Origin of the sequence: Streptomyces sp. NBC_00425 (assembly GCF_036030735.1) — a bacterium.
Classification (GTDB): domain Bacteria; phylum Actinomycetota; class Actinomycetes; order Streptomycetales; family Streptomycetaceae; genus Streptomyces.
The window spans coordinates 3579875-3601636 of record NZ_CP107928.1; the positions used below are offsets into that span (position 1 = coordinate 3579875).

General features: G+C 73.5%; 18 protein-coding genes. 9 read left to right on the forward strand and 9 right to left on the reverse strand.

The window, feature by feature from the left end:
* Positions 1-11 precede the first annotated feature (11 nt).
* The 6 genes from OHS82_RS15040 (at position 12) to OHS82_RS15065 (ending at position 6631) form a co-directional block, all read left to right on the forward strand.
* A complete protein-coding gene (locus OHS82_RS15040; protein ID WP_079041602.1) occupies positions 12-1511 on the forward strand; it encodes an FtsW/RodA/SpoVE family cell cycle protein in 1500 nt (499 codons plus the stop codon).
* Positions 1508-2965: a peptidoglycan D,D-transpeptidase FtsI family protein gene (locus tag OHS82_RS15045; RefSeq protein ID WP_057584151.1), complete on the forward strand. Its 1458-nt coding sequence runs from the start codon at positions 1508-1510 to the stop codon at positions 2963-2965. The genes OHS82_RS15040 and OHS82_RS15045 overlap by 4 nt, the downstream gene beginning before the upstream one ends.
* 238 nt (positions 2966-3203) lie before the next feature.
* Positions 3204-4142 carry an AurF N-oxygenase family protein gene (locus OHS82_RS15050; RefSeq protein WP_057584154.1) on the forward strand — a complete coding sequence of 313 codons (939 nt, stop codon included), beginning with the start codon at positions 3204-3206 and terminating at the stop codon, positions 4140-4142.
* Positions 4143-4177: 35 nt separating this feature from the next.
* Complete coding sequence (locus OHS82_RS15055) at positions 4178-4828, forward strand: TetR/AcrR family transcriptional regulator (RefSeq protein WP_266724581.1); 651 nt, start codon at positions 4178-4180, stop codon at positions 4826-4828.
* 14 nt (positions 4829-4842) lie between these two features.
* Complete coding sequence (locus OHS82_RS15060; RefSeq protein ID WP_057584156.1) at positions 4843-5205, forward strand: hypothetical protein; 363 nt, start codon at positions 4843-4845, stop codon at positions 5203-5205.
* Positions 5206-5308: 103 nt separating this feature from the next.
* The gene (locus OHS82_RS15065; protein ID WP_242433432.1) at positions 5309-6631 is read left to right on the forward strand and encodes a C40 family peptidase; all 1323 of its coding nucleotides are present in this window, start codon (positions 5309-5311) and stop codon (positions 6629-6631) included.
* Here OHS82_RS15065 and OHS82_RS15070 read toward each other — a convergent pair.
* From OHS82_RS15070 to OHS82_RS15095, 6 genes are all read right to left on the reverse strand, one after another.
* Complete coding sequence (locus OHS82_RS15070; protein ID WP_328434008.1) at positions 6604-8079, reverse strand: hypothetical protein; 1476 nt, start codon at positions 8077-8079, stop codon at positions 6604-6606. The two genes, OHS82_RS15065 and OHS82_RS15070, sit on opposite strands and share 28 nt — an antisense overlap.
* Positions 8080-8146: 67 nt before the next feature.
* Positions 8147-9400 (reverse strand): styrene monooxygenase/indole monooxygenase family protein, encoded by a 1254-nt coding sequence (locus tag OHS82_RS15075; RefSeq protein WP_057584160.1) that lies wholly within the window; start codon positions 9398-9400, stop codon positions 8147-8149.
* Positions 9401-9424: 24 nt separating this feature from the next.
* Positions 9425-10069, reverse strand: a complete 645-nt coding sequence (locus tag OHS82_RS15080; protein ID WP_057584162.1) for a GTP-binding protein — start codon at positions 10067-10069, stop codon at positions 9425-9427.
* Entirely contained in the window at positions 10050-10472 is a 423-nt protein-coding gene (locus OHS82_RS15085; protein ID WP_057584164.1) for a DUF742 domain-containing protein, read from the reverse strand. Before OHS82_RS15085 ends, OHS82_RS15080 begins: the two co-directional genes overlap by 20 nt.
* A complete protein-coding gene (locus tag OHS82_RS15090) occupies positions 10469-10972 on the reverse strand; it encodes a roadblock/LC7 domain-containing protein (RefSeq protein ID WP_057584166.1) in 504 nt (167 codons plus the stop codon). The genes OHS82_RS15085 and OHS82_RS15090 overlap by 4 nt, the downstream gene beginning before the upstream one ends.
* Entirely contained in the window at positions 10969-13992 is a 3024-nt protein-coding gene (locus OHS82_RS15095) for a sensor histidine kinase (RefSeq protein WP_328434009.1), read from the reverse strand. The genes OHS82_RS15090 and OHS82_RS15095 overlap by 4 nt, the downstream gene beginning before the upstream one ends.
* Positions 13993-14360: 368 nt before the next feature.
* Here OHS82_RS15095 and OHS82_RS15100 point away from each other — a divergent pair, with 368 nt between their 5' ends.
* On the forward strand, positions 14361-15152 hold the full coding sequence (locus OHS82_RS15100; RefSeq protein WP_328434010.1) for a hypothetical protein: 792 nt from the start codon (positions 14361-14363) through the stop codon (positions 15150-15152).
* A gap of 166 nt (positions 15153-15318) precedes the next feature.
* Here the strand turns inward: OHS82_RS15100 and OHS82_RS15105 are convergent, their stop codons facing one another.
* Together OHS82_RS15105 and lon are read right to left on the reverse strand one after the other, a co-directional pair.
* The gene (locus OHS82_RS15105; RefSeq protein WP_057584170.1) at positions 15319-15819 is read right to left on the reverse strand and encodes a MarR family winged helix-turn-helix transcriptional regulator; all 501 of its coding nucleotides are present in this window, start codon (positions 15817-15819) and stop codon (positions 15319-15321) included.
* Positions 15820-15974: 155 nt separating this feature from the next.
* Entirely contained in the window at positions 15975-18389 is a 2415-nt protein-coding gene (lon, locus tag OHS82_RS15110; RefSeq protein ID WP_328434011.1) for an endopeptidase La, read from the reverse strand.
* Positions 18390-18734: 345 nt separating this feature from the next.
* On the opposite strand from lon, the gene OHS82_RS15115 reads away from it, so the two are divergent.
* The gene (locus OHS82_RS15115) at positions 18735-19754 is read left to right on the forward strand and encodes a DUF5954 family protein (RefSeq protein WP_057584177.1); all 1020 of its coding nucleotides are present in this window, start codon (positions 18735-18737) and stop codon (positions 19752-19754) included.
* Positions 19755-19942: 188 nt separating this feature from the next.
* Here the strand turns inward: OHS82_RS15115 and OHS82_RS15120 are convergent, their stop codons facing one another.
* Positions 19943-20788 (reverse strand): rhomboid-like protein, encoded by an 846-nt coding sequence (locus OHS82_RS15120; protein WP_328434012.1) that lies wholly within the window; start codon positions 20786-20788, stop codon positions 19943-19945.
* 217 nt (positions 20789-21005) lie between these two features.
* On the opposite strand from OHS82_RS15120, the gene OHS82_RS15125 reads away from it, so the two are divergent.
* Positions 21006-21692 (forward strand): spermidine synthase, encoded by a 687-nt coding sequence (locus OHS82_RS15125; protein WP_328434013.1) that lies wholly within the window; start codon positions 21006-21008, stop codon positions 21690-21692.
* The last annotated feature ends 70 nt before the right edge of the window (positions 21693-21762 follow it).

Genomic DNA, 21762 nt, shown 5'->3' on the forward strand with positions numbered 1-21762 from the left:
AAGTTCCGGACATGACGAAATCCGGAGTCGGAGCGGGGACCACCGTGGTGGCGGCCGACGCGCCCGCTCCCACGGCAGGCCTCCCCCGGCGCCGTGGCGTCGAACTCGCCCTGATCGTCCTGGCCGTCCTGCTCTCGGTGTACGGCTACTGCGCGGTCGGTCTGGCGAAGCTCGGCGCCGTCCCGCCCGGCGCCGCCGGCTACGGCGCCGGGCTGGGGGTCCTCGCGCTGCTGGCGCACCTCGCGGTGCGGTGGCGCGCCCCGTGCGCCGACCCGCTGCTGCTGCCCATCGCCGTACTGCTCAACGGGATCGGCCTGGTGCTGATCTACCGGCTCGACCTGGAGACGCCCGGCGACCGGGCCGCGCCCACCCAACTGGTGTGGTCGACCGTCGGGGTGGCGCTGTTCACCGTGGTGGTGACCGTGCTGGGCGACCACCGCGTGCTGCAGCGGTACGCGTACGTGTGCGTGGTCGCGGCGCTCGCCCTGCTCACCCTCCCCGTCCTCTTCCCGCCGGTGAACGGGGCGCGCATCTGGATCCGGATCGCCGGGTTCTCCATCCAGCCCGGCGAGTTCGCCAAGGTGCTGCTGGGGGTGTTCTTCGCCGCGTATCTGGCCGCCAACCGCACGGCGCTGACGTACGCGGGCCGACGGATCTGGCGCTTCGCGCGCATGCAGCTGCCCACCGGACGGGTGCTCGGCCCGATCGTCGCGATCTGGCTGCTGAGCGTCGGCGTGCTGGTGCTGGAACGGGACCTCGGCACCTCCCTGCTCTTCTTCGGCCTGTTCGTGGTGATGCTCTACGTGGCCACCGGCCGCACCGGCTGGATCGCCGTGGGGCTGCTGCTCGCCTCGCTCGGCGCGGTCGCCGTGGGCCGTCTCGAACCGCACGTGCACAGCCGGGTCGAGGACTGGCTGCACCCTTTCGCCTCCATCGACGCCGGCCAGGGACCCAACCAGCTCGCGCAGTCGCTGTTCTCCTTCGCGGCCGGCGGGGTGCTCGGCACCGGGCTCGGTCTCGGTCACTCCGTCCTCATCGGCTTCGCCGCGAAGTCGGACTTCATCCTGGCGACGGCCGGCGAGGAACTGGGCCTGGCGGGGCTGTCGGCGCTGTTCCTGCTGTACGGGCTGCTGGTGGAGCGCGGTTTCCGGGCCGGGCTGTCGCTGCGCGACCCCTTCGGACGACTGCTGGCGGCCGGCCTCGCCTCGATCGTGGCGCTCCAGGTGTTCGTGATCGCGGGCGGGGTGACCGGCCTGATCCCGCTGACCGGCATGGCGATGCCGTTCCTGGCGCAGGGCGGCTCCTCCGTCGTCACCAACTGGGCGATCGTGGCGCTGCTGATCCGGGTGAGCGACTCGGCGCGGCGGCCGTACGACGGGGCACGCCTGGAGGCGTACGACGACGCGCATGACGCGGGGCGGCACGAGGCGGGCCGCGACACGCGCCGGGAAGGGCTCGGCGCGGCGCGTGGCCGAGCCGCCGACGACACCACCTCACGGAGGCCCGGGTGACCCGGTACATCCGGCGCGCCGCCGCGTTCTGCGCCCTGCTGCTGGCGGCGCTCCTGGTCAACGCCGCGCGCGTCCAGGTCGTCCGGTCCGAGGCATACGACGGCAACCCGGCCAACCGGCGTGCGGCCATCTCCCGTTACGCCCAGCCGCGCGGCGACATCCTGGTCGGCGGGGTCCCGGTCACGGGCTCCAAGGACACCGGCGAGCAGCTGCGCTACGAGCGCACCTACCGCGACGGGCCGCTGTACGCGCCGGTGACGGGCTTCGCCTCGCAGGTGTACGGGACGACGTTCCTGGAGCACAGCGGGGACGGCGTGCTCTCCGGTTCGGACCCGCTGCTCGCCTCGTTCCCGCTGTGGGACGACGTCACCCGCGGCCGGTCGGCCGGCGGCGATGTGGTGACCACCCTGAATCCACGGGCCCAGCGGGCCGCGTTCGAGGGGCTGGACGGACGCAAGGGCGCGGTGGCGGCCGTGGAGCCGTCCACGGGCCGGGTGCTGGCGCTGGTGTCGAGCCCCTCGTACGACCCGGCCGCGCTGTCCGGGAACGACGCCGGTGCGGAGCGGGCCTGGGCACGGCTCAACGGCGATCCGGACCGGCCGATGCTCAACCGGGCGGTGCGGCAGACGTATCCGCCGGGGTCGACGTTCAAGGTGGTCACGGCGGCGGCGGCGCTGGACGCGGGGGTGATCACCGACCTGGACGCGGCGACCGACTCCCCCGCCCCCTACCGCCTGCCCGGGACGCGGACGCGGCTGACCAACGAGGGGGACGGCTGCGAGGACGCTCCGCTGCGGGACGCCTTCGAGTGGTCGTGCAACACGGTGTTCGCGAAGCTCGGCGTGGACACCGGCCTGGCCCGGATGACGCGGACGGCGCAGGCGTTCGGCTTCAACGACCTGGACGTGCGGATCCCGTTCGCCGTCGCGCCCAGCACCTTCGACACCTCGCTCGACCGGGCGCAGCTGGCGCTGTCCTCGATCGGCCAGTACAACACGCGGGCCACCCCGCTGCAGATGGCGATGGTGTCGGCGGCGGTGGCCGACGGCGGTCAGGTGCGCACGCCGTACCTGGTGGAGCGGACGACGCGCCGGGGCGGGGCCACGGTGTCCACCGCCGGTTCCCGTCCGTCGCGCCAGGCGATGCTGCCCTCGACGGCGCGGCGGATGCGCGAGCTGATGACGGACGTGGTGCGGGAGGGCACGGGGGTGAACGCGGCGATCCCGGGCGCGGTCGTCGGCGGCAAGACGGGCACCGCGCAGCACGGCGTCGGCAACGCCGGGATCCCCTACGCCTGGTTCGTCTCCTGGGCGCAGGGCGTGCGGGACCTGGAGCCGAGGGTGGCGGTCGCGGTGGTGGTGGAGGACGGTTCGGCGCGCCGCGGGGACATCACCGGCGGCGGGATGGCGGCCCCGATCGCGCGCGCCGTGATGGAGGCGGTGCTCGACTCGTGAGACGGGGGGCCGCGGCGTCCGGCCCCGATCCCGGCGTGCGGCACGACCGGCGCCACCGCACCCGGTTCCGCACCCGGCCCCCGTCCCGAACGCGCGCCGGAAGGCGCGTGGGTGGGCCTCGTGCCGGAGCGGGCTCGCGGGCGATGGCGTTCGCGGCGTCGGAGGACCTCGGCCGTCCGGTGCGGGGAATTGCGCGCAAAGGATTGACGCGCTTGCTGACAAGCAGTCTCATAAGTGCATGACGACCCTCACGGATGCCGACGCGGTGGAAGGGCTGCGGGACGCGCTGGGCCTGCTCAAGGACCGGGAACAGGTGGCCGAGCGGCTGCTCGCGTCCTCCGCCAAGCACTCCTTCGACCCCGACCAGGAGCTGGACTGGGACGCCCCCTTCGAGGAGGGCAAGTGGTTCTGGCCGCCGGAGCTCGTGTCGCTGTACGACACGCCGCTCTGGCGGCGGATGGGCGAGGAGCAGCGCATCCTGCTGTCCCAGCACGAGGCCGCCGCGCTCGCCTCGCTGGGCATCTGGTTCGAGATCATCCTCATGCAGCTGCTCGTCCGGCACATCTACGACAAGGCGGCGACGAGCGCGCACGTGCGGTACGCGCTCACCGAGATCGAGGACGAGTGCCGGCACTCGAAGATGTTCGCCCGGCTGATCTCGCACGGCGACACGCCCTGGTACCCGGTGAGCCGCGCCCACCAGAACCTGGGCCGCGTCTTCAAGACGATCTCCACCACCCCCGGCTCCTTCACCGCGACGCTGCTCGGCGAGGAGGTCCTCGACTGGATGCAGCGGCTGACCTTCCCGGACGAGCGGGTCCAGCCGCTGGTCCGGGGCGTCACCCGGATCCACGTCGTGGAGGAGGCCCGGCACGTGCGCTACGCCCGCGAGGAGCTGCGCCGCCAGATGATGACCGCCCCGCGCTGGTCGCAGGAGTTCACCAGGGTCACGTCGGGTGAGTTCGCCCGGGTGTTCTCGGTGGCCTTCGTGAATCCGGAGGTCTACACGAACGTCGGCCTGGACCGGCGGGAGGCCATGGCGCAGGTCCGGGCGAGCGGGCACCGCCGGGAGGTCATGCAGACCGGTTCGAAGCGGCTGACGGACTTCCTGGACGACATCGGGGTACTACGGGGCGTCGGACGCCGGCTGTGGCGCTCGTCCGGACTCCTGGCGTAGGCACGGCCCGGGGGCGGGGGATTACGCTGCACGTCATGACGCCCGCCGCCCCCGCCTACCGTCGCCTCAGCGTCGAGGAGCGCCGCAGCCAGTTGCTGGAGGCAGCGCTCTCGCTGTTCGCGCACCGCGTCCCCGAGGACGTCTCGCTGGACGACGTGGCCGAGGCCGCCGGAGTCTCCCGGCCGCTCGTCTACCGGTACTTCCCCGGCGGCAAGCAGCAGCTGTACGAGGCCGCCCTGCACTCCGCCGCCGACGAGCTGCGCCACTGCTTCGACGAGCCCCACGACGGGCCCCTCCTCCCCCGCCTCGCCCGCGTCCTCGACCGCTATCTGACCTTCGTCGGCCGCCACGACGCCGGCTTCAGCGCCCTGCTCCAGGGCGGCAGCGTGGTCGAGACGTCGCGGACGACGGCCATCGTGGACGGCGTGCGCCGGGCCGCCGCCGAGGCCATCTACAGCCACCTCGGGGTGGCCGGACCCGGACCGCGGCTGCGGATGACCGTGCGGATGTGGATCACCGCGGTCGAGGCGGCCTCGCTGATCTGGCTCGACGAGGACAAGCAGCCGCCCGCCGACGAGCTGCGGGACTGGCTCGTCGACCAGTTCGTCGCCGTCCTCATGGTGACCGCCGCCCGGGACCCGCAGACCGCCGAGCTGGTCCGGGGTGCGCTGGCCGCGGAGACCTGATCGACACTGGTGGCGTGAAGAGCGAAGACACCCCCTTCGAGGGCGGCCCCATGGACGGCCGGGTGCTGCCCGTGCTCCTGGGCCCGACCGGGCATCCGCCGAAGACGTACCGCATCCCCGTCCCGGACCCGGCCGACGGCCCGCCCACCGTCCTGGTCTACCGGCGGGAGCCCCGCGGCCACAGCAAGCGGCTCGGGCTGCCCCAGGGCTGGAAGTACGTGTTCGATCCCGAGGGGAAGGACAGCGGACGGCCGCGCTGGCCCTGGTCGAAGCCCGACGTGAGGCCCGGCACGCCGGGCGGCGGCACGCCGGACACCGCACGCCACGCCACACCCGACGCCACGCCGGACGGACTGCGGGACGACGCCGACGGGTGACCTCGTTGCGCCGAACCGCGCACGCTCGGCGCGCGGACCGCGCGGATCCGTCCGAAGCTCGCCCTGCGGGATGGAGGGGCCACCCCGCAGCGGAGGTGATGACGTGTCAGGAAGACTGCTGCGTCTGGCCTGTACGGTCGCCACGGCGGCGCTCGCCGCCCAGACCGTGCTGGCCCCGGCATGCGCGGCGGCCGCGCAGGAGCCCCCGGAACCGGGCGGGCCGACGACGACCGCGCCGGCTCTCCCGGCTCCGGGCACCCCACCGGCCGCCGCGGCCCAGGACGCCGACGAGAGCACGGATGCCGACGAGAGCACGCAAGAGGGTGTCCCCGGCGGCGCGGACCAGGGCGGCGGCGCGAGGGAGGACGGCGGCGAACGGACCGCCGCCGAGCTCCTGACGGAGCTTCAGCGGCTGTACCGCGAGGCCGAACAGGCCACCGAGGCCTACAACGCCACCGAGGAGCAGCTCGTGCGGCGGCGCGCCGAGACCGGACGGCTGGACGTCGGCCTGGTGCGGGCGCGGCTGTCGCTGCACGACAGCCGGGGAGCGGCCGGACGGCTGGCCCGCCAGCAGTACCAGGGCAGCACCGGGATCTCCGCGTATCTGCGGCTGCTGCTCGCCCGCGATCCGCAGCACGCCCTCGACCAGGGGCATCTGATCGGGCAGTTGGCGCGCGAGCGGGCCGTGGCGGTCGGCCGGCTGGCGAGCGGCGAACGCCGGGCCGACGGGCTGGCGCGCCGGGCGCGGGCCGCCCTCGACGCACAGCTCACCCTGACGGCGCGCAAGAAGAAGGAACGCGACGCCGTACGCGGGCGGCTGGCCGCCGTCGAGAAACTGCTGGCCTCCCTCACCGCCGACCGGCTCGCCGCCCTGGAGAGGCTGGAGAGGGACGGCGTCGCGCAGGCGCAGCAGAGGCTGGTCGCGTCCGGTGCGCTCGGCGAGGACGACGGCAAGCCGTCGAAGGAGGGCGAACGGGCCGTCCGGTACGCGGTGCAACAGATCGGGAAGCCCTACGAATGGGGCGCGGAGGGCCCCCGATCGTACGACTGCTCGGGCCTGACGTCCGAGGCCTGGGGACACGCCGGGACCCCGATCCCCCGCACCAGCCAGGAGCAGTGGGCGCGCCTGCCGCGGATCCCGCTGAAGGAGCTGCGCCCCGGTGACCTGGTGGTGTACTTCCCCGAGGCCACCCATGTCGCGCTGTACCTGGGCGGGGGGAGGGTGGTCCAGGCGCCGAGGACCGGCGAGACCGTCACGATCTCGCCGATCGCGTCCCTTCCGGTGCTGGGAGCGGTGCGCCCGGACCGTGCGGGGGCGTCCCCGGGGCGCTCCGCACCGCCGAAGGCGCGCGGCACGGCGACGGCGGCTCCGCGCCCCGGGCCGCACGCCACGGCGGGTCAGGACGTCAGGAGAGCGGCGCAGTAGGAGTCCACGCCCATCAACGGGAGCGGTGGCGTGGCCGGCCGGATCGCGCGGACGAGCCGGGGCACCTCACGGGACCAGCGGCGCAGCGGGAGCCAGGCGGCGACGTGGGCCTGCTCCCGGTCGGTGCCGCGCCGCCCCTCGCCGCCGACGTCGTGCCGCATCCGCAGGGTACGGCCGCGGCCGCGGCGCTCGACGACGTTGCGGGTGAAGGTGTGCGCCACGGCCCGCATGTCGGCCTGGGTGAAGACCTCGGGCAGGCCCGGGGCGTCGTGGTACAGGCAGAGGAAGTCGATGTCGATCAGAGCGTGCGTGACGTCCTCGGGAACGGTGACCGCGCGGTAGGAGGGGCGGACGCCGGACCCGTCGGTCCCGGGTGAGCCGGTCGCCTCCCACCCCTGGTACACGCGGCCGAAGCCGGGCCAGTACGGCCAGACGGCCGCACCGTCGAAGACCGCGAGGTCCCCGTGCAGGGCGCGGGCCATCGCGGCGGCGCGGTCGCGCCAGCGGGCCTCGCCGGTGACCACGGCGAGCTGAACGGCGGTGCGGCCCATGGCGAGGAACTCGTTGGTGGGCAGCTCGGCGCCCGCGAAGGAGACGGGTTCGTCGGGCAGCCAGCGGTAGAAGCCGCGCCCGTCGTCGGTGGCGCCCCACTGCTCGTCGTGGACGCGCATCGCCCGGTCCACCGCCTCGAGGTAGCCGTCGATGCGGCCGCGCACCGCGGCGGGCACGGCCTCCGGGCGTTCACGGGCGAGTCGGGCCAGACCGGCCATGGGATAGGTGATCATGCCGGTCTGGGCCGCGAGCGAGACCATGGCGGGCCGTACGGCGTAGGCGCCGGGACGCGGTCGTCGGGGGCCGGGGGCCGGCCGGTCGGGCGGCAGCAGCCGGGCGGTGACCGCGGTGCGCTGCTCGTACGCGGCGTACAGGACCCGGTCCGCGCGGCGTTCCTCCAGCGGGTCGAGGCTGAGGCCCGCCACCTCGACGTCCGTCCGCTGGGGTCCCGTCACGGATATCCGGAAGTGCCGGTCGCCGTCCGGGTGGACGGCGACCCTGGCGGTTCTGGCGTGCGGCGGACAGACCGTGATCTCGAGGGCGGGCCGGTCGTCCGTGTCGTGCAGGACGACGGAGGCCGCGGTGAACTTGTGGGCGGTGCTCCACACCGGCAGGCTGCGGCCGCGGAAGTCGCTCACGCCCCGGAGGTCGTCACGCGCCAGGAGGACCTGGTCGACGAGTTCCGCGAGCCGCTCGGCGTAGTCGGGCCGGCCGGTGCGCCGGGCCATCAGCAAATACCCCTGCATGCGCCACGAGGTGCCCCAGCCGATCACTCCGGTCTCGTTGTGGGGCAGGACGTGCGGGCCGTTCACTCCGACGAGGTTGCGCTCGGTCTCGCCGAAGGAACGTGTTCCGACGCGATGCAGGCCGGCAATCTTTTCTTCAAGAAACGGCATCGGGCGAGTATGGCAGCGCTGCCGGACCCTCCCGCCGACGTTGCGTGAATTCGCGCCGACCGGTTCCTCAGGTTCCGGTGACCTCCGCCAGATAGGCGGCCGTCTTCTCCGGCTCGTAGAAGAAGTCCTCGAAGTCCGCCGGGTCGTTGAAGGCGTTGGCGAAACGATCGGCCACGGGCGGCAACTGCCCGGCCGCGCCCAGCAGGTTGACGATGTGCTCCGGCGGCGGGGCCAGCATCGCGTTGGTCCACTTGGTGACGTGCTGCGCGGTGTCCCAGTACCGGTCGAAGGTGGCGCGCATCCACTCCTCGTCGAACTCCTTCTCCCCGCGCTCGAGGATCGACGCGAGGTAGGCGGCCGCGCACTTGGCGGCCGAGTTGGAACCCTGGCCGGTGATGGGGTCGTTGGCGACGACGACGTCCGCGACGCCCAGCACCAGGCCGCCGCCGGGAAGGCGGCCGACGGGGTTGCGGACCGTGGGGGCGTAGCGGCCGGCCAGGGTGCCGCCGGCGTCGGTCAGTTCGACGCGGGTGGCCCGCGCGTACTCCCAGGGCGTGAACTTCTCCATGAGCTCCAGGGTCAGGGAGAGGTGTTCCGCCGGGTCCTTGACGCCGTTGAAGACGTCCAGGGGGCCGCCGGGTATGCCCTCCCAGAACAGGATGTCCGCGCGGCCGGAGGTGGTGAGCGTCGGCATGACGAACAGTTCGCCGACGCCCGGGACCAGGTTGCAGCGGACCGCCTCGGTGTCCGGGTGCTCCGGGCGCGGGCCCAGGCCGTGGACGTAGGAGACGGCGAGGGCGCGCTGCGGCTCGGCGTAGGGGGAGCGCCCGGCGTCCCGGCCGAACATCTGGACGAGTTCGCCCTTGCCCGCGGAGACCAGGACGAGGTCGTAGGCGCGGGAGAAGTAGTCGAGGTCGGAGACCGCCGCGCCGTGGATCACCAGCTGGCCGCCGCGCTGGGCGAACGTCTCCATCCAGCCGGCCATCTTCACGCGCTGGTCGACGGACTGGGCGAAACCGTCGAGCCGGCCCAGCCAGTCGATCGCTCGCTGGGTGGGACCGGGGTCGTGCGAGCCCGGGGCGGCGACCGAGACGCCGAGGCCCTGGATCTTAGGGGCCTGCTGCTCCCAGAAGTTCAGCTGGAGGTCGCGCTCGTGCTGCAGGGCCGTGTGGAACATGCACTGCGTCGACATGACGCGGCCGGAGCGGATCTCGTCCGCCGTCCGGTTCGACATCAGGGTGACCTCGTACCCGTGCGACTGGAGGCCGAGGGCGAGCTGGAGTCCGGACTGACCGGCTCCGACGACGAGTATCTTCCGCATGCGGGGATGGCTCCTAAACGAGGATTACTCGGGGGTTTCGTCGAGCGCGTGGCCCACCAGGGCCAGGAGGGTCTCGATCACCGAGATCCGGCGTCGCGCGTCCATGATCATGACAGGTATGTGCGGGGGGACCGTCAGCGCCTCCCGCACGTCCGCGGGCTCGAACAGGTCACTGCCGTCGAAGTGGTTGACGGCGACCACGTACGGCAGCCCGCAGCTCTCGAAGTAGTCCAGCGCGGGGAAGCAGTCCTTCAGACGGCGGGTGTCGGCCAGCACGACCGCGCCGATCGCGCCGCGCACCAGGTCGTCCCACATGAACCAGAACCGCTGCTGGCCCGGCGTGCCGAACAGGTAGAGCACCAGGTCGTCGTCGAGGGTGAGCCGGCCGTAGTCCATGGCGACCGTGGTGGTGACCTTCTCCGGGGTGCCGGTGAGGTCGTCGGTCTCCTCGCTCGCCTGGGTCATCAGCGCCTCCGTCTGGAGGGGCTCGATCTCCGAGACGGTGCCGACCAGGGTGGTCTTGCCGGCTCCGAAGCCGCCCGCCACCACGATCTTCGTGGCGACGGGGGCCCGCGTGCGGTCCGTCTGCCAGGGCTGCAGGGGTTCGTCGCGTTCGACGAAGGGGGTGACGCCAGGGGAGGAGGCGGCGTCAGAGACGACGGAGTCCACTCAGCACCCTTTCCAGCAGAGCGCGGTCGGGACGGCCCGTACCGTGAGCGGTACCGGTGCCGTACACACGGATCTTTCCCTGGTCCGCGAGGTCGCTGAGGAGCACCCGGACCACGCCGAGCGGCATCCTCAGCAGCGCGGCGATCTCGGCCACCGTCCGCATCCGGCGGCACAGTTCGACGATGGCCAGCAGCTCGGGCATGACGGTCGACTTGAGCGACCCGCCCGTCAGCTCCCGCCGTTCCTCGGGGGCCTCGAGTGCCGCCACGAACGTCTCGACGAGGAGGACGTGGCCGAAGCGGGTGCGGCCGCCGGTGAGCGAATAGGGGCGCACACGGGCCGGCTTGCGGTCGCCGCCGCGGACCGGGAGCTGCTGCCTGACGTTCTTCGGGCCCGTGCTCATCGCAGACTCCCGGTCGTCTCGGTCTCCAGGGATTTCCGCAGTTCGCTGCGGAGTTCCGGGGTGAGCACGTGTCCGGCGCGGCCCACGAAGAGCGCCATGTGGTACGACACCACGCTCATGTCGCAGTCGGCGGAGCCGTGCACGCCGAGGAGCGAGCCGTCGCTGATCGACATGACGAAGAGGCTGCCCTCCTCCATGGCGACCATGGTGTGCTTCACCCCGCCGAACTCCATGAGCTTGGCGGCCCCGATGGTGAGGCTGCCGATGCCGGAGACGATGGTGGCGAGGTCCGCCGAGGACCCGCGGGGTCCGGAGGGCCGGGTCTCTCTGGCCTGCCGGGCCGCGGCGTTGCGGCCGGGGTCGGAGGAGAGCAGCAGCAGGCCGTCCGAGGAGACGACCGCGACGGACTGGATGCCGGGGACCTCCTCCACGAGGTTGCTCAACAGCCAGTGCAGGTTTCGGGCTTCACTGCTCAGTCCGAAGGTACTGGGCGCGGTCAACTGCTTGCCTCCTCGACTGTGCCCCCCGTGTCTTCTTCGGCGTGTGCGTGTACTTCTTGAGCTGCCGGACGCGCTGCGTCCGGTTCCGCGGAAGGCGACGGGACCCGGTTCTGGCCCGTTCGTTCGGCGATCTCCGCTTCGACGTCGCGGTAGCCGGCCTCCGCCCCCCGGCGGAAGCCGCCCAGACGGCGGCGGAGGGCGTCCGCGTCGACGGAGGCGGTCCGCCGGCGCGGGGCCTGTGCGGGTGCGGTGATCCTGGGCGTGCGCTTCGGGAGACCCTTGTCGGTGACGAGCTCTTCCGGGGCGTCGGGGGTGCGGGTGTGCTCCGCTTCGGCCTCGGCGTCCGTGTCGTTTCCGGTGTCGGTGTCGTTGCGGGTGTCGGTCTTGGTGCGGGGTTCCGGCCGGGCCCCGGGGCCCACCGGCGCGGTCGGTGCCGGTCGCGCGGCCGGCACCGCGGGCGTCTCCCCTGCGGGTGCGGGGTCGTCGTCCCGCCACCGGGTGCTCTCCTCCGCCGTGTTCGGCGAGTCCGGCAGGCTCGGCAGCAGGAGTTCCATCGTCGTCTCGGCGGGCCGTTCCACGGGCGGCCGCGCCGCCGGATCCGCCGTCGGCGTCGCCATGGGCGCAGGCACGGCTTCAGACGCGGGCTCGGGCGTCGGCGTGGGCTCGGGCGTCGCAAGGGACTCGGGCGTCGGCGTGTGCGTGGGCTCGTCGTGCGTGGGCTCACCGTGCGTGGGCTCGGGTGCCGGCGCGGGATCGGGCGTCCGCTCCGCCGGGGGCCGTGCCTCCCGGACCGCCCGCTCCGCCATGGCGACCAGCGGGTCCGCGGACGGCGAACGGCCGGGCAGGACGTTGGAGTTGGCCTCCGCGTCCGCGCCGGGGAGGGTGAAGCTCTGGGTGGCGGCCGAGGCCGGGGACGTCGCCGGGATCGCGGCGGCCGGGGCGGCGGCCAGCAGCGGGGCCGGCAGGACGACGACCGCTGCCACACCGCCCTGTTTCTGTTCGCGCAGCCGCACCCGCACCCCGTGCCGGTGGGCGAGCCGGGCCACCACGTACAGACCGAGGCCGAGACCGTCCTCGCCCTCCTGGTCGTACGGCGTCGCGGGGTCGAACTCGGCGAGGCGGGCGTTGAGGCGGCTCAGCCGGTCCTCCGTGATCCCGATGCCCTCGTCCTGGACGGAGAGCATGACCTCGCCGTTCTCCAGGAGCCAGCCTGAGACCTCGACCGGCAGGTCCGGCGGGGAGAACGAGGTGGCGTTCTCCATCAGCTCGGCCAGCAGGTGCGAGAGGTCGTCCGCGGCGAAGCCCGCCACGTGTGCGTGCGGCGGGAGCGCGGAGATCCGGACGCGCTCGTAGCGCTCGATCTCGCTGACCGCGGCGCGGACCACGTCCACCAGCGGGATCGGGCCCGCGTGCTGCTGGACGTGCTCGGTGCCGGCCAGCACCAGCAGGTTCTCGCTGTGCCGGCGCATGACCGTGGCGAAGTGGTCGAGCTTGAAGAGGGTGGCGAGCCGGTCGGGGTCCTGTTCGCGCTCCTCCAGGCCCTCGATGACGGCGAGTTGGCGCTCCACCAGGCCCAGGGTGCGCAGGGCGAGGTTGACGAACGTGCCGCTGATGGTGTCCCGCAGACCGTCCAGCTGGGCCGCCGCGTCGCCGAGTTCGGCGCGCAGCTCCTCCCGGGCGTCGGCCATCCGCTGGCGCTGCCCGACGAGGTGCTTGCGGTCGGACTCCAGCGTGGCGACCCGCTCGTGGAGCGTCGCGGCGTGCTCGTGCAGGGCGTTGACGGAGCGCACGACCTGGGCGAACTCGTCGTTGCGGCCGGTGAACGCGACCGGTTCCTCGGCCGCCGGGTTCTCCGCCTCCGCGAGCCTGGCCGATCCGCGGCGCAGCACGGACAGCGGGCGGGTGAGGCTGCGTGCCATGCCCGTGGCGACGGCGACGGCGAGCAGCATCAGCGCGCCGAGGACGGCGACGCGGATCTCCAGGCCGGTGACGTCGTCGTCGCGCAACCGGGCGAGTTCCTCCGCGCGGTGGCCGTACAGGGAGGCCTCGGCCCCGCGCATCAGGTCGACGCGGGCGGAGAGCGCGACGTCCAGTTTCCTGACGCCGGTGCCGAGTTCGCGGTCGCTCAGCCTGGGCTGGTCGGTGAGGGACGCGAGATAGGCCTCGGCGGTGTCGACGTCGCCGCCGGTGACGGTGGAGTCGTAGGAGGCCAGCGCCTCCTTGGGCGCGCCCTCGCGGAAGTCGGCGAGGGCCGCGTCGGAGCGCAGCCGTGCCTGCTGTGCGGCGGCGGTGAGGGCGTCGCGCCGGGCGGCGTCGGCGTCGCTCGAGACCTTCTCGGTGCTCGTCCGGCCGGTGGCGGGGTCGTAGTCCGTCTCGGTGGTGGTCGGCACGCTGAGCGCCGCGAGCAGCAGTCCGCGGGTCGCGGCGGCCTGCTGGACGGCGGTGTCGAGTTCGGCGAAGGCGTAGGCGCCGGAGCCCGCGCGGGGCGGTGTGTCCTCCGCCAGCCGGTCGACGAGCGCGTGAAGCGCGGCGATCGCCTCGGAGTAGTCCTGGTGCGCCTGCAGTGCGGTGCTGTTGCCGGTGAGGGCCGACCGCCGCGCGGAGGGGACGGCGGCGAGGGCGGCGCGCAGTGCGGCGGAGACGTCGGTCTCGGCGGTCAGCTCGCGCACCTGGAGGTCCACTTTGGTGCTGCTCTGCGTGGAGGGGGCCCGGGACTTGACGCGCCCGGCCGCCACATAGGCGGTGACCTCGTCGCGCTCGGCCGCGAGGGACTGGGCGAGGGCGAGGGCGTCCTGGGTCTGCTCGGCCAGGGTGACCAGGTCCTGGGAGTCCTTGAGCTGGCCGGAGGCGGCCAGGATGGAGGGGGCGCCGGCGCCGGCGATGGCGGCGGCCACCACGGCCACCGCGACGATCAGCCGGTTGCGCACATGGGTCGGACGGCCCTTGCCGACGGGGGTGCGCTCCGCGCCCCCCTCGGAGGCCGTCTGCCTGCCTGTACGCCGAGGCCGCGTCTTCTGCACCGGTGCTCGCATTCCTGACTCGTGTTCCAGGGGCCGGATGTGACGCTCTGTCAACTGACGCCTACGTCCGGTACGGCTCCCGACCCTCCCAGTGCCGGTGGGCAGGGGTCGCGCATCGTCGGCCCCGCCACCCGAAGGAGTGAACATCGGAGGGGAGTTGGCGGGCAAGTTCCTCCGGCGTGTGCAGCAGCCCCGTCCGGTCGGCCGGTTGGACGTGGGCGGCGGGCTTTGGCAGTATTCGCCGACACGCGTTCCCGGAGTGCTTCATTCCCGCCCAAAACAGGCGTCTGACCTGCGACGGTGTATCCGTTCGGCGCGTGTTGCCGGTCTTTCGCGAAGGCTGTGAAGGGCTCGTGCAGACTGGCCGGATGCGTACGGAACTTGTCTCGGAGGCCGGCGATCGGGCCCGCCCCAACGAGGACTTCGCGGGTGTCGGGCTCGCCGCCTCCGGGCAGGGAGGTTCGTTCGTCCTCCTGGACGGGGTGACTCCGCCGAGGGACGGCGGGGGCTGTCTGCATTCGGTCCCCTGGTTCACGGCACGGTTGGGCGGCGCCCTGGTCGAACTGACCGTTTCGCTCACGGATGTTCCGCTGGCGGGGGCGCTCGCCCTCGCCATCGCACGTACCGCCGAGGCCCATGCGGAAACCTGTGACCTTTCTCACCCGCGCACGCCTCAGGCGACGGCGGTCTTGGCACGCTGGTCGCCGCGGACGGTGGAGTACCTGGTCCTGTGCGACGCGACGCTGCTGCTCGCCTCGCCCGAGGGCGCGGTGACCGCCGTCCAGGACGACCGGCTGGCCCGTGTGCCGCGCGCCCTGCTGCGCAGCGCCGCCGTCGTCGACGGCACGCTGCGCAACCGGGAGGGCGGCTTCTTCACGGCGGCGGCCGATCCGTCGGTGGCGGCCCGCGCGGTGACGGGGTCCGTGCCGCGCGGCGAGGTCCGGTCGCTCGTCGCCCTGTCGGACGGGGCCGGGCGCTGGGCGGAGCTGTTCCGCCAGGGTGACTGGGGGGACCTGTTCGCCCTCGTCGGCGAGCAGGGGGCGCGGGCGCTCGTGGCGCGGGTGCGGGAGCTGGAGCGGGCGGACGAGGCGGCCGGACGGCCCCTGCTCGGCCGGGCGAAGACCCACGACGACGCGACGGTGGTGTGCGTGGAGCCGTGACCGCGCCCGCCCGGGCCCGGCCACGGCGGCCCCGACGCCATCGCCGGCCCGCCCGGGCCCGGCCACGGCGGCCCCGACGCCATCGCCATCGCCATCGCCATCGCCGACGGTTCCGGCCCGACGGTTCCGGCCCGGTGGTTCCGGCCCGGTGGGGCTGCTTCTCGGGCTACTTCTCCATGCCCCGGTTCAGCTGGTGCAGCAGTCGTGCCAGCTCCTCGACCTCGACGCGGTCCCAGTGGGAGAAGTGGCTGACGTACCGCTCACGGCGGGCCTCGCGGACCCGGCTCACCCGGGTGCGGCCCTCCTCGGTGAGGTCGACCAGCCAGGCCCGGCCGTCCGCCGGGTCCGGTGCGCGCGCGACCAGGCCGAGCTGTTCCAGGGCGCGCAGCTGGCGCGACATGGTGGCCTTGCCGACGCCGATGTAGGCGGCGAGCTCGGTGGCCCGCTGCCGACCGCACTCCTCCAGCCGGACGAGGAGCCCGTAGGCGGCGGACTCCAGGTCCGGATGGACCTCGCGGGCCATCTCCCCCTGGTTGGCGCGGGCCCGGCGGAACAGCACCGTCAGCTCCCGCTCCAGGGACAGGAACTCCCGGTCGTCCCGCTCCACCCCGCGCGACGGCGCGCCGGACTCGTCCCCGCGTCCGTCGCCGTCTGTGTCCTCGTGCACGTCAGCACCTCTGCTTTTGTTCGCCGGTCGCCGCCATCGGCGCAGCTCCTCAGTATTTCGCAGGCGCCGCCCGGCGGCTCGCAGGGCCGCCCCCGGGGCATGACGAGGGCCCGGTCCCCACGGGTCCCGGGCCCTCGTCCCTCCCACGGCGTCCGTCACGCCGCCACGGGAACCTCCGGCGTCGCGCCGTTCGCGGCGGGCGCGAGCGCCAGCTCCAGCACCTGGCGGACGTCCGTGACGGCGTGGACGTCGAGCGTGTCCAGCACCTCCGCGGGGACGTCGTCCAGGTCGGGCTCGTTGCGCTTGGGGATGATCACGGTGGTGACGCCCGCCCGGTGCGCGGCCAGCAGCTTCTGCTTCACGCCGCCGATCGGCAGGACCCGGCCGGTGAGGGACACCTCGCCGGTCATCGCCACGTCCGTGCGCACGAGCCGGCCGGACAGCAGGGACGCGAGGGCGGTCGTCATGGTGACGCCGGCGCTCGGGCCGTCCTTGGGGACCGCGCCCGCCGGGAAGTGGATGTGCACGCCCCGGTCCTTCAGATCGCCCACCGGCAGCTCCAGTTCGGCCCCGTGGCTGCGCAGGAAGCTGAGCGCGATCTGCGCCGACTCCTTCATCACGTCGCCGAGCTGACCGGTCAGGGTCAGGCCCGCCGCGCCCGTCTCCGGGTCGGCCAGCGAGGCCTCGACGTACAGGACGTCGCCGCCCGCGCCGGTGACCGCGAGACCTGTCGCGACACCGGGCACGGCGGTCCGGCGCTCGGCCGGGTCCTGGGCGGACTCGGGCACGTGGTGCGGCCGGCCGATCAGAGCGCGCAGGTCCTCGCTTCCGATGGTGAACGGCAGCTTCCGTTCGCCCAGTTCGTGCTGGGCCGCGACCTTGCGCAGCAGCCGCGCGACGGTCCGCTCCAGGGTGCGCACGCCCGCCTCGCGGGTGTACTCGCCGGTGAGCCTGCGCAGCGCGCTCTCCTCGAGGGTGACCTCGTCCGCCGCGAGGCCCGCGCGCTCCAGCTGGCGCGGGAGCAGGTGGTCGCGGGCGATGACGATCTTCTCGTCCTCGGTGTAGCCGTCGAGGCGGACCAGCTCCATGCGGTCGAGCAGGGCCTCCGGGATGGCTTCGAGCACGTTGGCGGTGGCCAGGAACACCACGTCCGACAGGTCGAGCTCGACCTCCAGGTAGTGGTCGCGGAACGTGTGGTTCTGCGCCGGGTCGAGCACTTCGAGGAGGGCCGCCGCCGGGTCGCCCCGGAAATCGGAGCCCACCTTGTCGATCTCGTCGAGGAGCACCACCGGGTTCATCGACCCGGCCTCCTTGATCGCCCGCACGATCCGGCCGGGCAGCGCGCCGACGTACGTACGCCGGTGGCCACGGATCTCGGCCTCGTCGCGGACGCCGCCGAGGGCGACGCGGACGAACTTGCGGCCCATGGCGTGCGCGACGGACTCGCCGAGGCTGGTCTTGCCGACGCCGGGCGGGCCCACGAGGGCCAGGACCGCGCCGCCGCGCCGGCCGCCGACCACGCCCAGACCGCGCTCGCCGCGGCGCTTGCGCACGGCCAGGTACTCGGTGATGCGCTCCTTCACGTCCTCAAGGCCCGCGTGCTCGGCGTCGAGGACGGACCTGGCGCCCCGGATGTCGTAGCGGTCCTCGGTGCGCTCGTTCCACGGAAGTTCGAGGACGGTGTCCAGCCAGGTGCGGATCCAGGAACCCTCGGGCGACTGGTCGCTGGAGCGTTCCAGCTTGTCGACCTCCTTGAGGGCGGCCTCGCGGACCTTCTCGGGCAGGTCGGCGGCCTCGACGCGGGCGCGGTAGTCGTCGGACTCCTCGCCCTCCTGTTCGCCGTTCAGCTCGCGCAGTTCCTTGCGGACGGCTTCGAGCTGGCGGCGCAGCAGGAACTCGCGCTGCTGCTTGTCGACGCCTTCCTGGACGTCCTTGGCGATCGTCTCGGCGACGTCCTGTTCGGCGAGGTGGTCGCGCAGCTGCTGGGTGGCGAGCTTCAGGCGGGCCACCGGGTCGGCGGTCTCCAGGAGCGCCACCTTCTGTTCGGTGGTCAGGAACGGCGAGTAGCCGGAGTTGTCGGCGAGCGCGGAGACGTCGTCGATGGCCTGGACGCGGTCGACGACCTGCCAGGCGGCGCGCTTGCGCAGCCAGGCGGTGGCGAGCGCCTTGTACTCCTTGACGAGTTCGGCGACGTGACCGGGCAGCGGCTCGGGGACGGTCTGGTCGACCTTCGTCCCCTCGACCCACAGCGCCGCGCCGGGCCCGGTCGTGCCGGCGCCGATCTTCACGCGGCCGCGGCCGCGGATCAGCGCGCCCGGGTCGCCGTCGGCCAGCCGGCCGACCTGTTCGACGGTGCCGAGCACACCGGTGCTCGCGTACGTGCCGTCGACACGCGGCACGAGGAGTACCTGAGGCTTGCCCGGTGTTGAACGGGCGGCGGCCTGCGCGGCCTCCACCGCAGCGCGTACGTCGGCGTCGTTGAGGTCCAGCGGAACCACCATGCCGGGGAGCACGACCTCGTCATCAAGAGGCAGCACGGGCAGAGTGAGCGGAGCGGACGTCGATGCCATGATCTCCCCTTCGGCAGTCAAGTTGAGCTATGCCGACTCAATGCACCTGAGCCCCTGAATGTTCCCCGCGGACCGTTCCGTTCGCTGTGGGCGATCATCACCGCTCCGGCAGGGGGTGCCGGACGACGGGAGGGCGGGCACTGTACGAGCCTGCGGCGCAGGGCGCGAGTCGTCGCCGGCGAGCGCGGAGTTCACGGGGGACGCACAGGGGCGACCTCCGCCGGCCGAGGGGGCGCACCCCGCACCGCCGCACGACGGGCCACGCCCCCCGCGCCCCCTGCCCGTACCCCGCCCACTTCCGGCATTCACCCCGAAGCGGCGCTGCGCCCCGACCACAATGCGCTTATGACCGATGACTGGAAGCGACGTCTCGACGCCCTCCACGCGGAGCTGGTCCTCCGCGACGACCCCGTCGCCTGGGTGACGGAGGCGGACGCCGTCGAGGCATCCAGGCGCTATCCGCACATCGCGCTGCGCGGGCCCGTCTTCGGCGTCGCCGCGCTGGACCCGGCCGCCGACGGGCCGTGCTGGCGGCTGCTGAAGCCGGTGGTGGACGGCATGCCCCAGCAGGCCCGGGACGGACTGAACTCGCACCTGTGGTTCCAGGCGAAGGACGGCGCCGGCGACCCGGCCGTGCGGCGGGAGCTGCTGACCGCCGTCGCCGTGCTGGAGAGGGCTCCCGCGGACGAGGTCGAGGCACTGGGGGTGCGCTACCGGGTGGTGCGCGGCGACGAGTTCGCCCGGACCGGCGACGACGGGCTGGAGCCGCCCCGGCCCACCGATCCGGAGGTCCCGGGCGCGTCGTGGGAGGACCCGGGAGCCGCTCCGTCGCCGGACGTGGGCTTCGCCCTCGACCCCGGCCGGGACGAGGGGCCGATGGCGGGCGCGCTGCGGCTGGGACTGCGCGACTTCACGTACACGGGCGCCCGCTTCCCTGCCGACGTCCGCGAGGACTCCGCACGGGCGGCGCTGACCCACCCGGACGTGGTCCGGCTGCCGGTCGGCTTCTCGGTGGCGGAGCGCGAGGGCACGGACTGGACGCCGTTCGGCTCGCTGGCCGCGACCCCGCACGAGGCGCGCCGCGCGCTGTACGAGGGGATGGCCCGCGTCTGGGCGATGCTCTACCGCTTCGACGAGCGCAAGAAGGCCCTCTACGCGCGGGCCGCCGAGGCGTTCAGGGCGGCCGGCCGGGCGGACGAGGCGAGCGTGGAGGGCCGCCTGTTCCGGGTCTGCCGCGTCGAACGGATGATCCGGCTGGGCCCCGACGGTCCCGAACCGCCCCGCCCGTCCGACGTGGACGAGTACGGCCCCATGAAGCTCCATCCGACCCTGTGCGAGGACGGCACGGTCCGGTTCAACGACTGAGGCCCGCACGACTCCGACGACTGAGGCCCGCCCGACCGGAACTTGTCCGACCTCCAGGGCCCCCGCCCCTCGATGCGTCCGACCCCGAACGGGTGCGGCCCCGCACGGGTCCGGCCCCGGACGTGTCCGACCGCACGGGTCCGGCCGGGACCCGCCCGCTCGACTCCCGGCGTCGCTGCCCGCGACGCTCACGCCGCGGGCAGCGACGCCGCCTGCCGAGGACGGGACGACCGGCCCGTCAGGTCCCAGCGCCGGACCCACGGCCAGAGGGCGACGCCTATCGCCAGCGCGATCACATGGCCCCAGTTGGTCAGCGGGTCGGTGTAGGCGATCAGGTCCTGCAGCAGCATCCCGCCGAACGCGACGAGCAGGAGCGCGCGCAGCCACGGCCCGAGCAGTCCGGCCAGCGCGCCGACGCTCGCGGCGACGCCGAAGCTGATGCCGTAGTCGAGGCGGTGGAGCGAGCTGTCGGGCAGCCGGCCCACCAGCACGGCCAGACCCACCGGGACCTCGGTCGCGAGGGTGGCCAGCACATGCCCGAGCAGGAAGACCACCGCCGTGCGGGCCCCGCCGATCCGCCGCTCCAGCGCGGTGAGGACGACCACGAATCCGAGGGTGAAGGGCGAGGCGAAACCGCCCGCCACCCACAGCGCGCTGGCCACCAGGACCAGCCCCGGCGTCTGCAGCAGGTGCGTCACATCGGTGCTGGAGCCCTGGTACAGGGCGTACACCAGGGCGGGGTCGGCGTGCGCGGCGACATACGAGGTGACGGCGAGGACGGCCGCGTAGGCGAGGGTGAAGGGTACGGGGACCCGCACGCGCGATCCTGCCCGGCGCCGGGGACGCGGGGCGGTGCTCGTCCGCACGGGCGGCTCGGCCGGACCTGCTGCGCACTGTGCGCCGGGCCGTTCGACGGGCGCCGGGAGGGGCCGCGCGCCACGCTGGCCGGGGATGCCGTCCAGCAGACCGGCGGCGTCGGGCAGTTCCGCGACGCCGGGCAGGGGCGGGCTCGTGGGTGAGGTCGTGCGCTCCACCTGAGGCGCTCCTTCCGTTTCACCCCCACCCTTCGCGCCCCGCACGCCCCCTGTCTGTGATCCGCGCCACGCCTGGGCGGATTCACAGAAACCTCTGAGACTCCTCTCGGGCGATTCTCATACGACCCGAACCCGGCTCGAACGTCCGTACGTCAACTGCGCCCGCCGCACCCGGATTTCCCTCGCCCGGCCCCCGGCGGACTGCCAGGATGGACACATGCTTCTCCCGTACGACATGCCCGACGCCCCGGAAGTGCTGGACCGTCGCGAGGGCCCCTACGGCGAGGTGGTCCTGCGTCGGCACGGAAAGCTGCTCCAGATCATCGCCAACGGCTGCTTCCTGATGGACACCTCCGACGGCCGCTCGGAGCGCCTGCTGGTGGCGGCCGCGCGTGCGGCGCTCGACGACCGCGCGAACCCCCGTCTGCTGATCGGCGGCCTGGGCGTGGGCTTCTCGCTCGCCCACGCGGCCGCCGACCCGCACTGGGGCGAGGTCACGGTCGTGGAGCGCGAGCGGGCCGTGATCGACTGGCATCTCGACGGCCCGCTGGCCGCGCTGTCCGGGCCGGCGATCGCCGACCCCAGGTCGAGGATCGTGGCAGCGGATCTGCTCGACTACGTCCATGAGACTCACGACACATTCGACGCGGTATGCCTCGACATCGACAACGGGCCCGACTGGACCGTCACCGAGGGCAACGAAAGCCTGTACTCCCCCGGTGGACTCGCGGACTGCGCACGAGTGTTGAGACCGGGCGGCGTACTGGCCGTTTGGTCTGCCCGGCCCTCTCCGGAATTCGAGGGAACCTTGCGGAATGCCGGGTTCCGGCAGGTGCGTACCGAAGAGATCCCCGTTGCCCGAGGAGTGCCGGACGTCGTGCATCTCGCCGTCCGGCCTGGATAGCAAAGCCGTGGTGACTCCCCGTACGCTGCACCCCTGACGCCGATCATTTAGGCGTCAACCGCAGTCATGC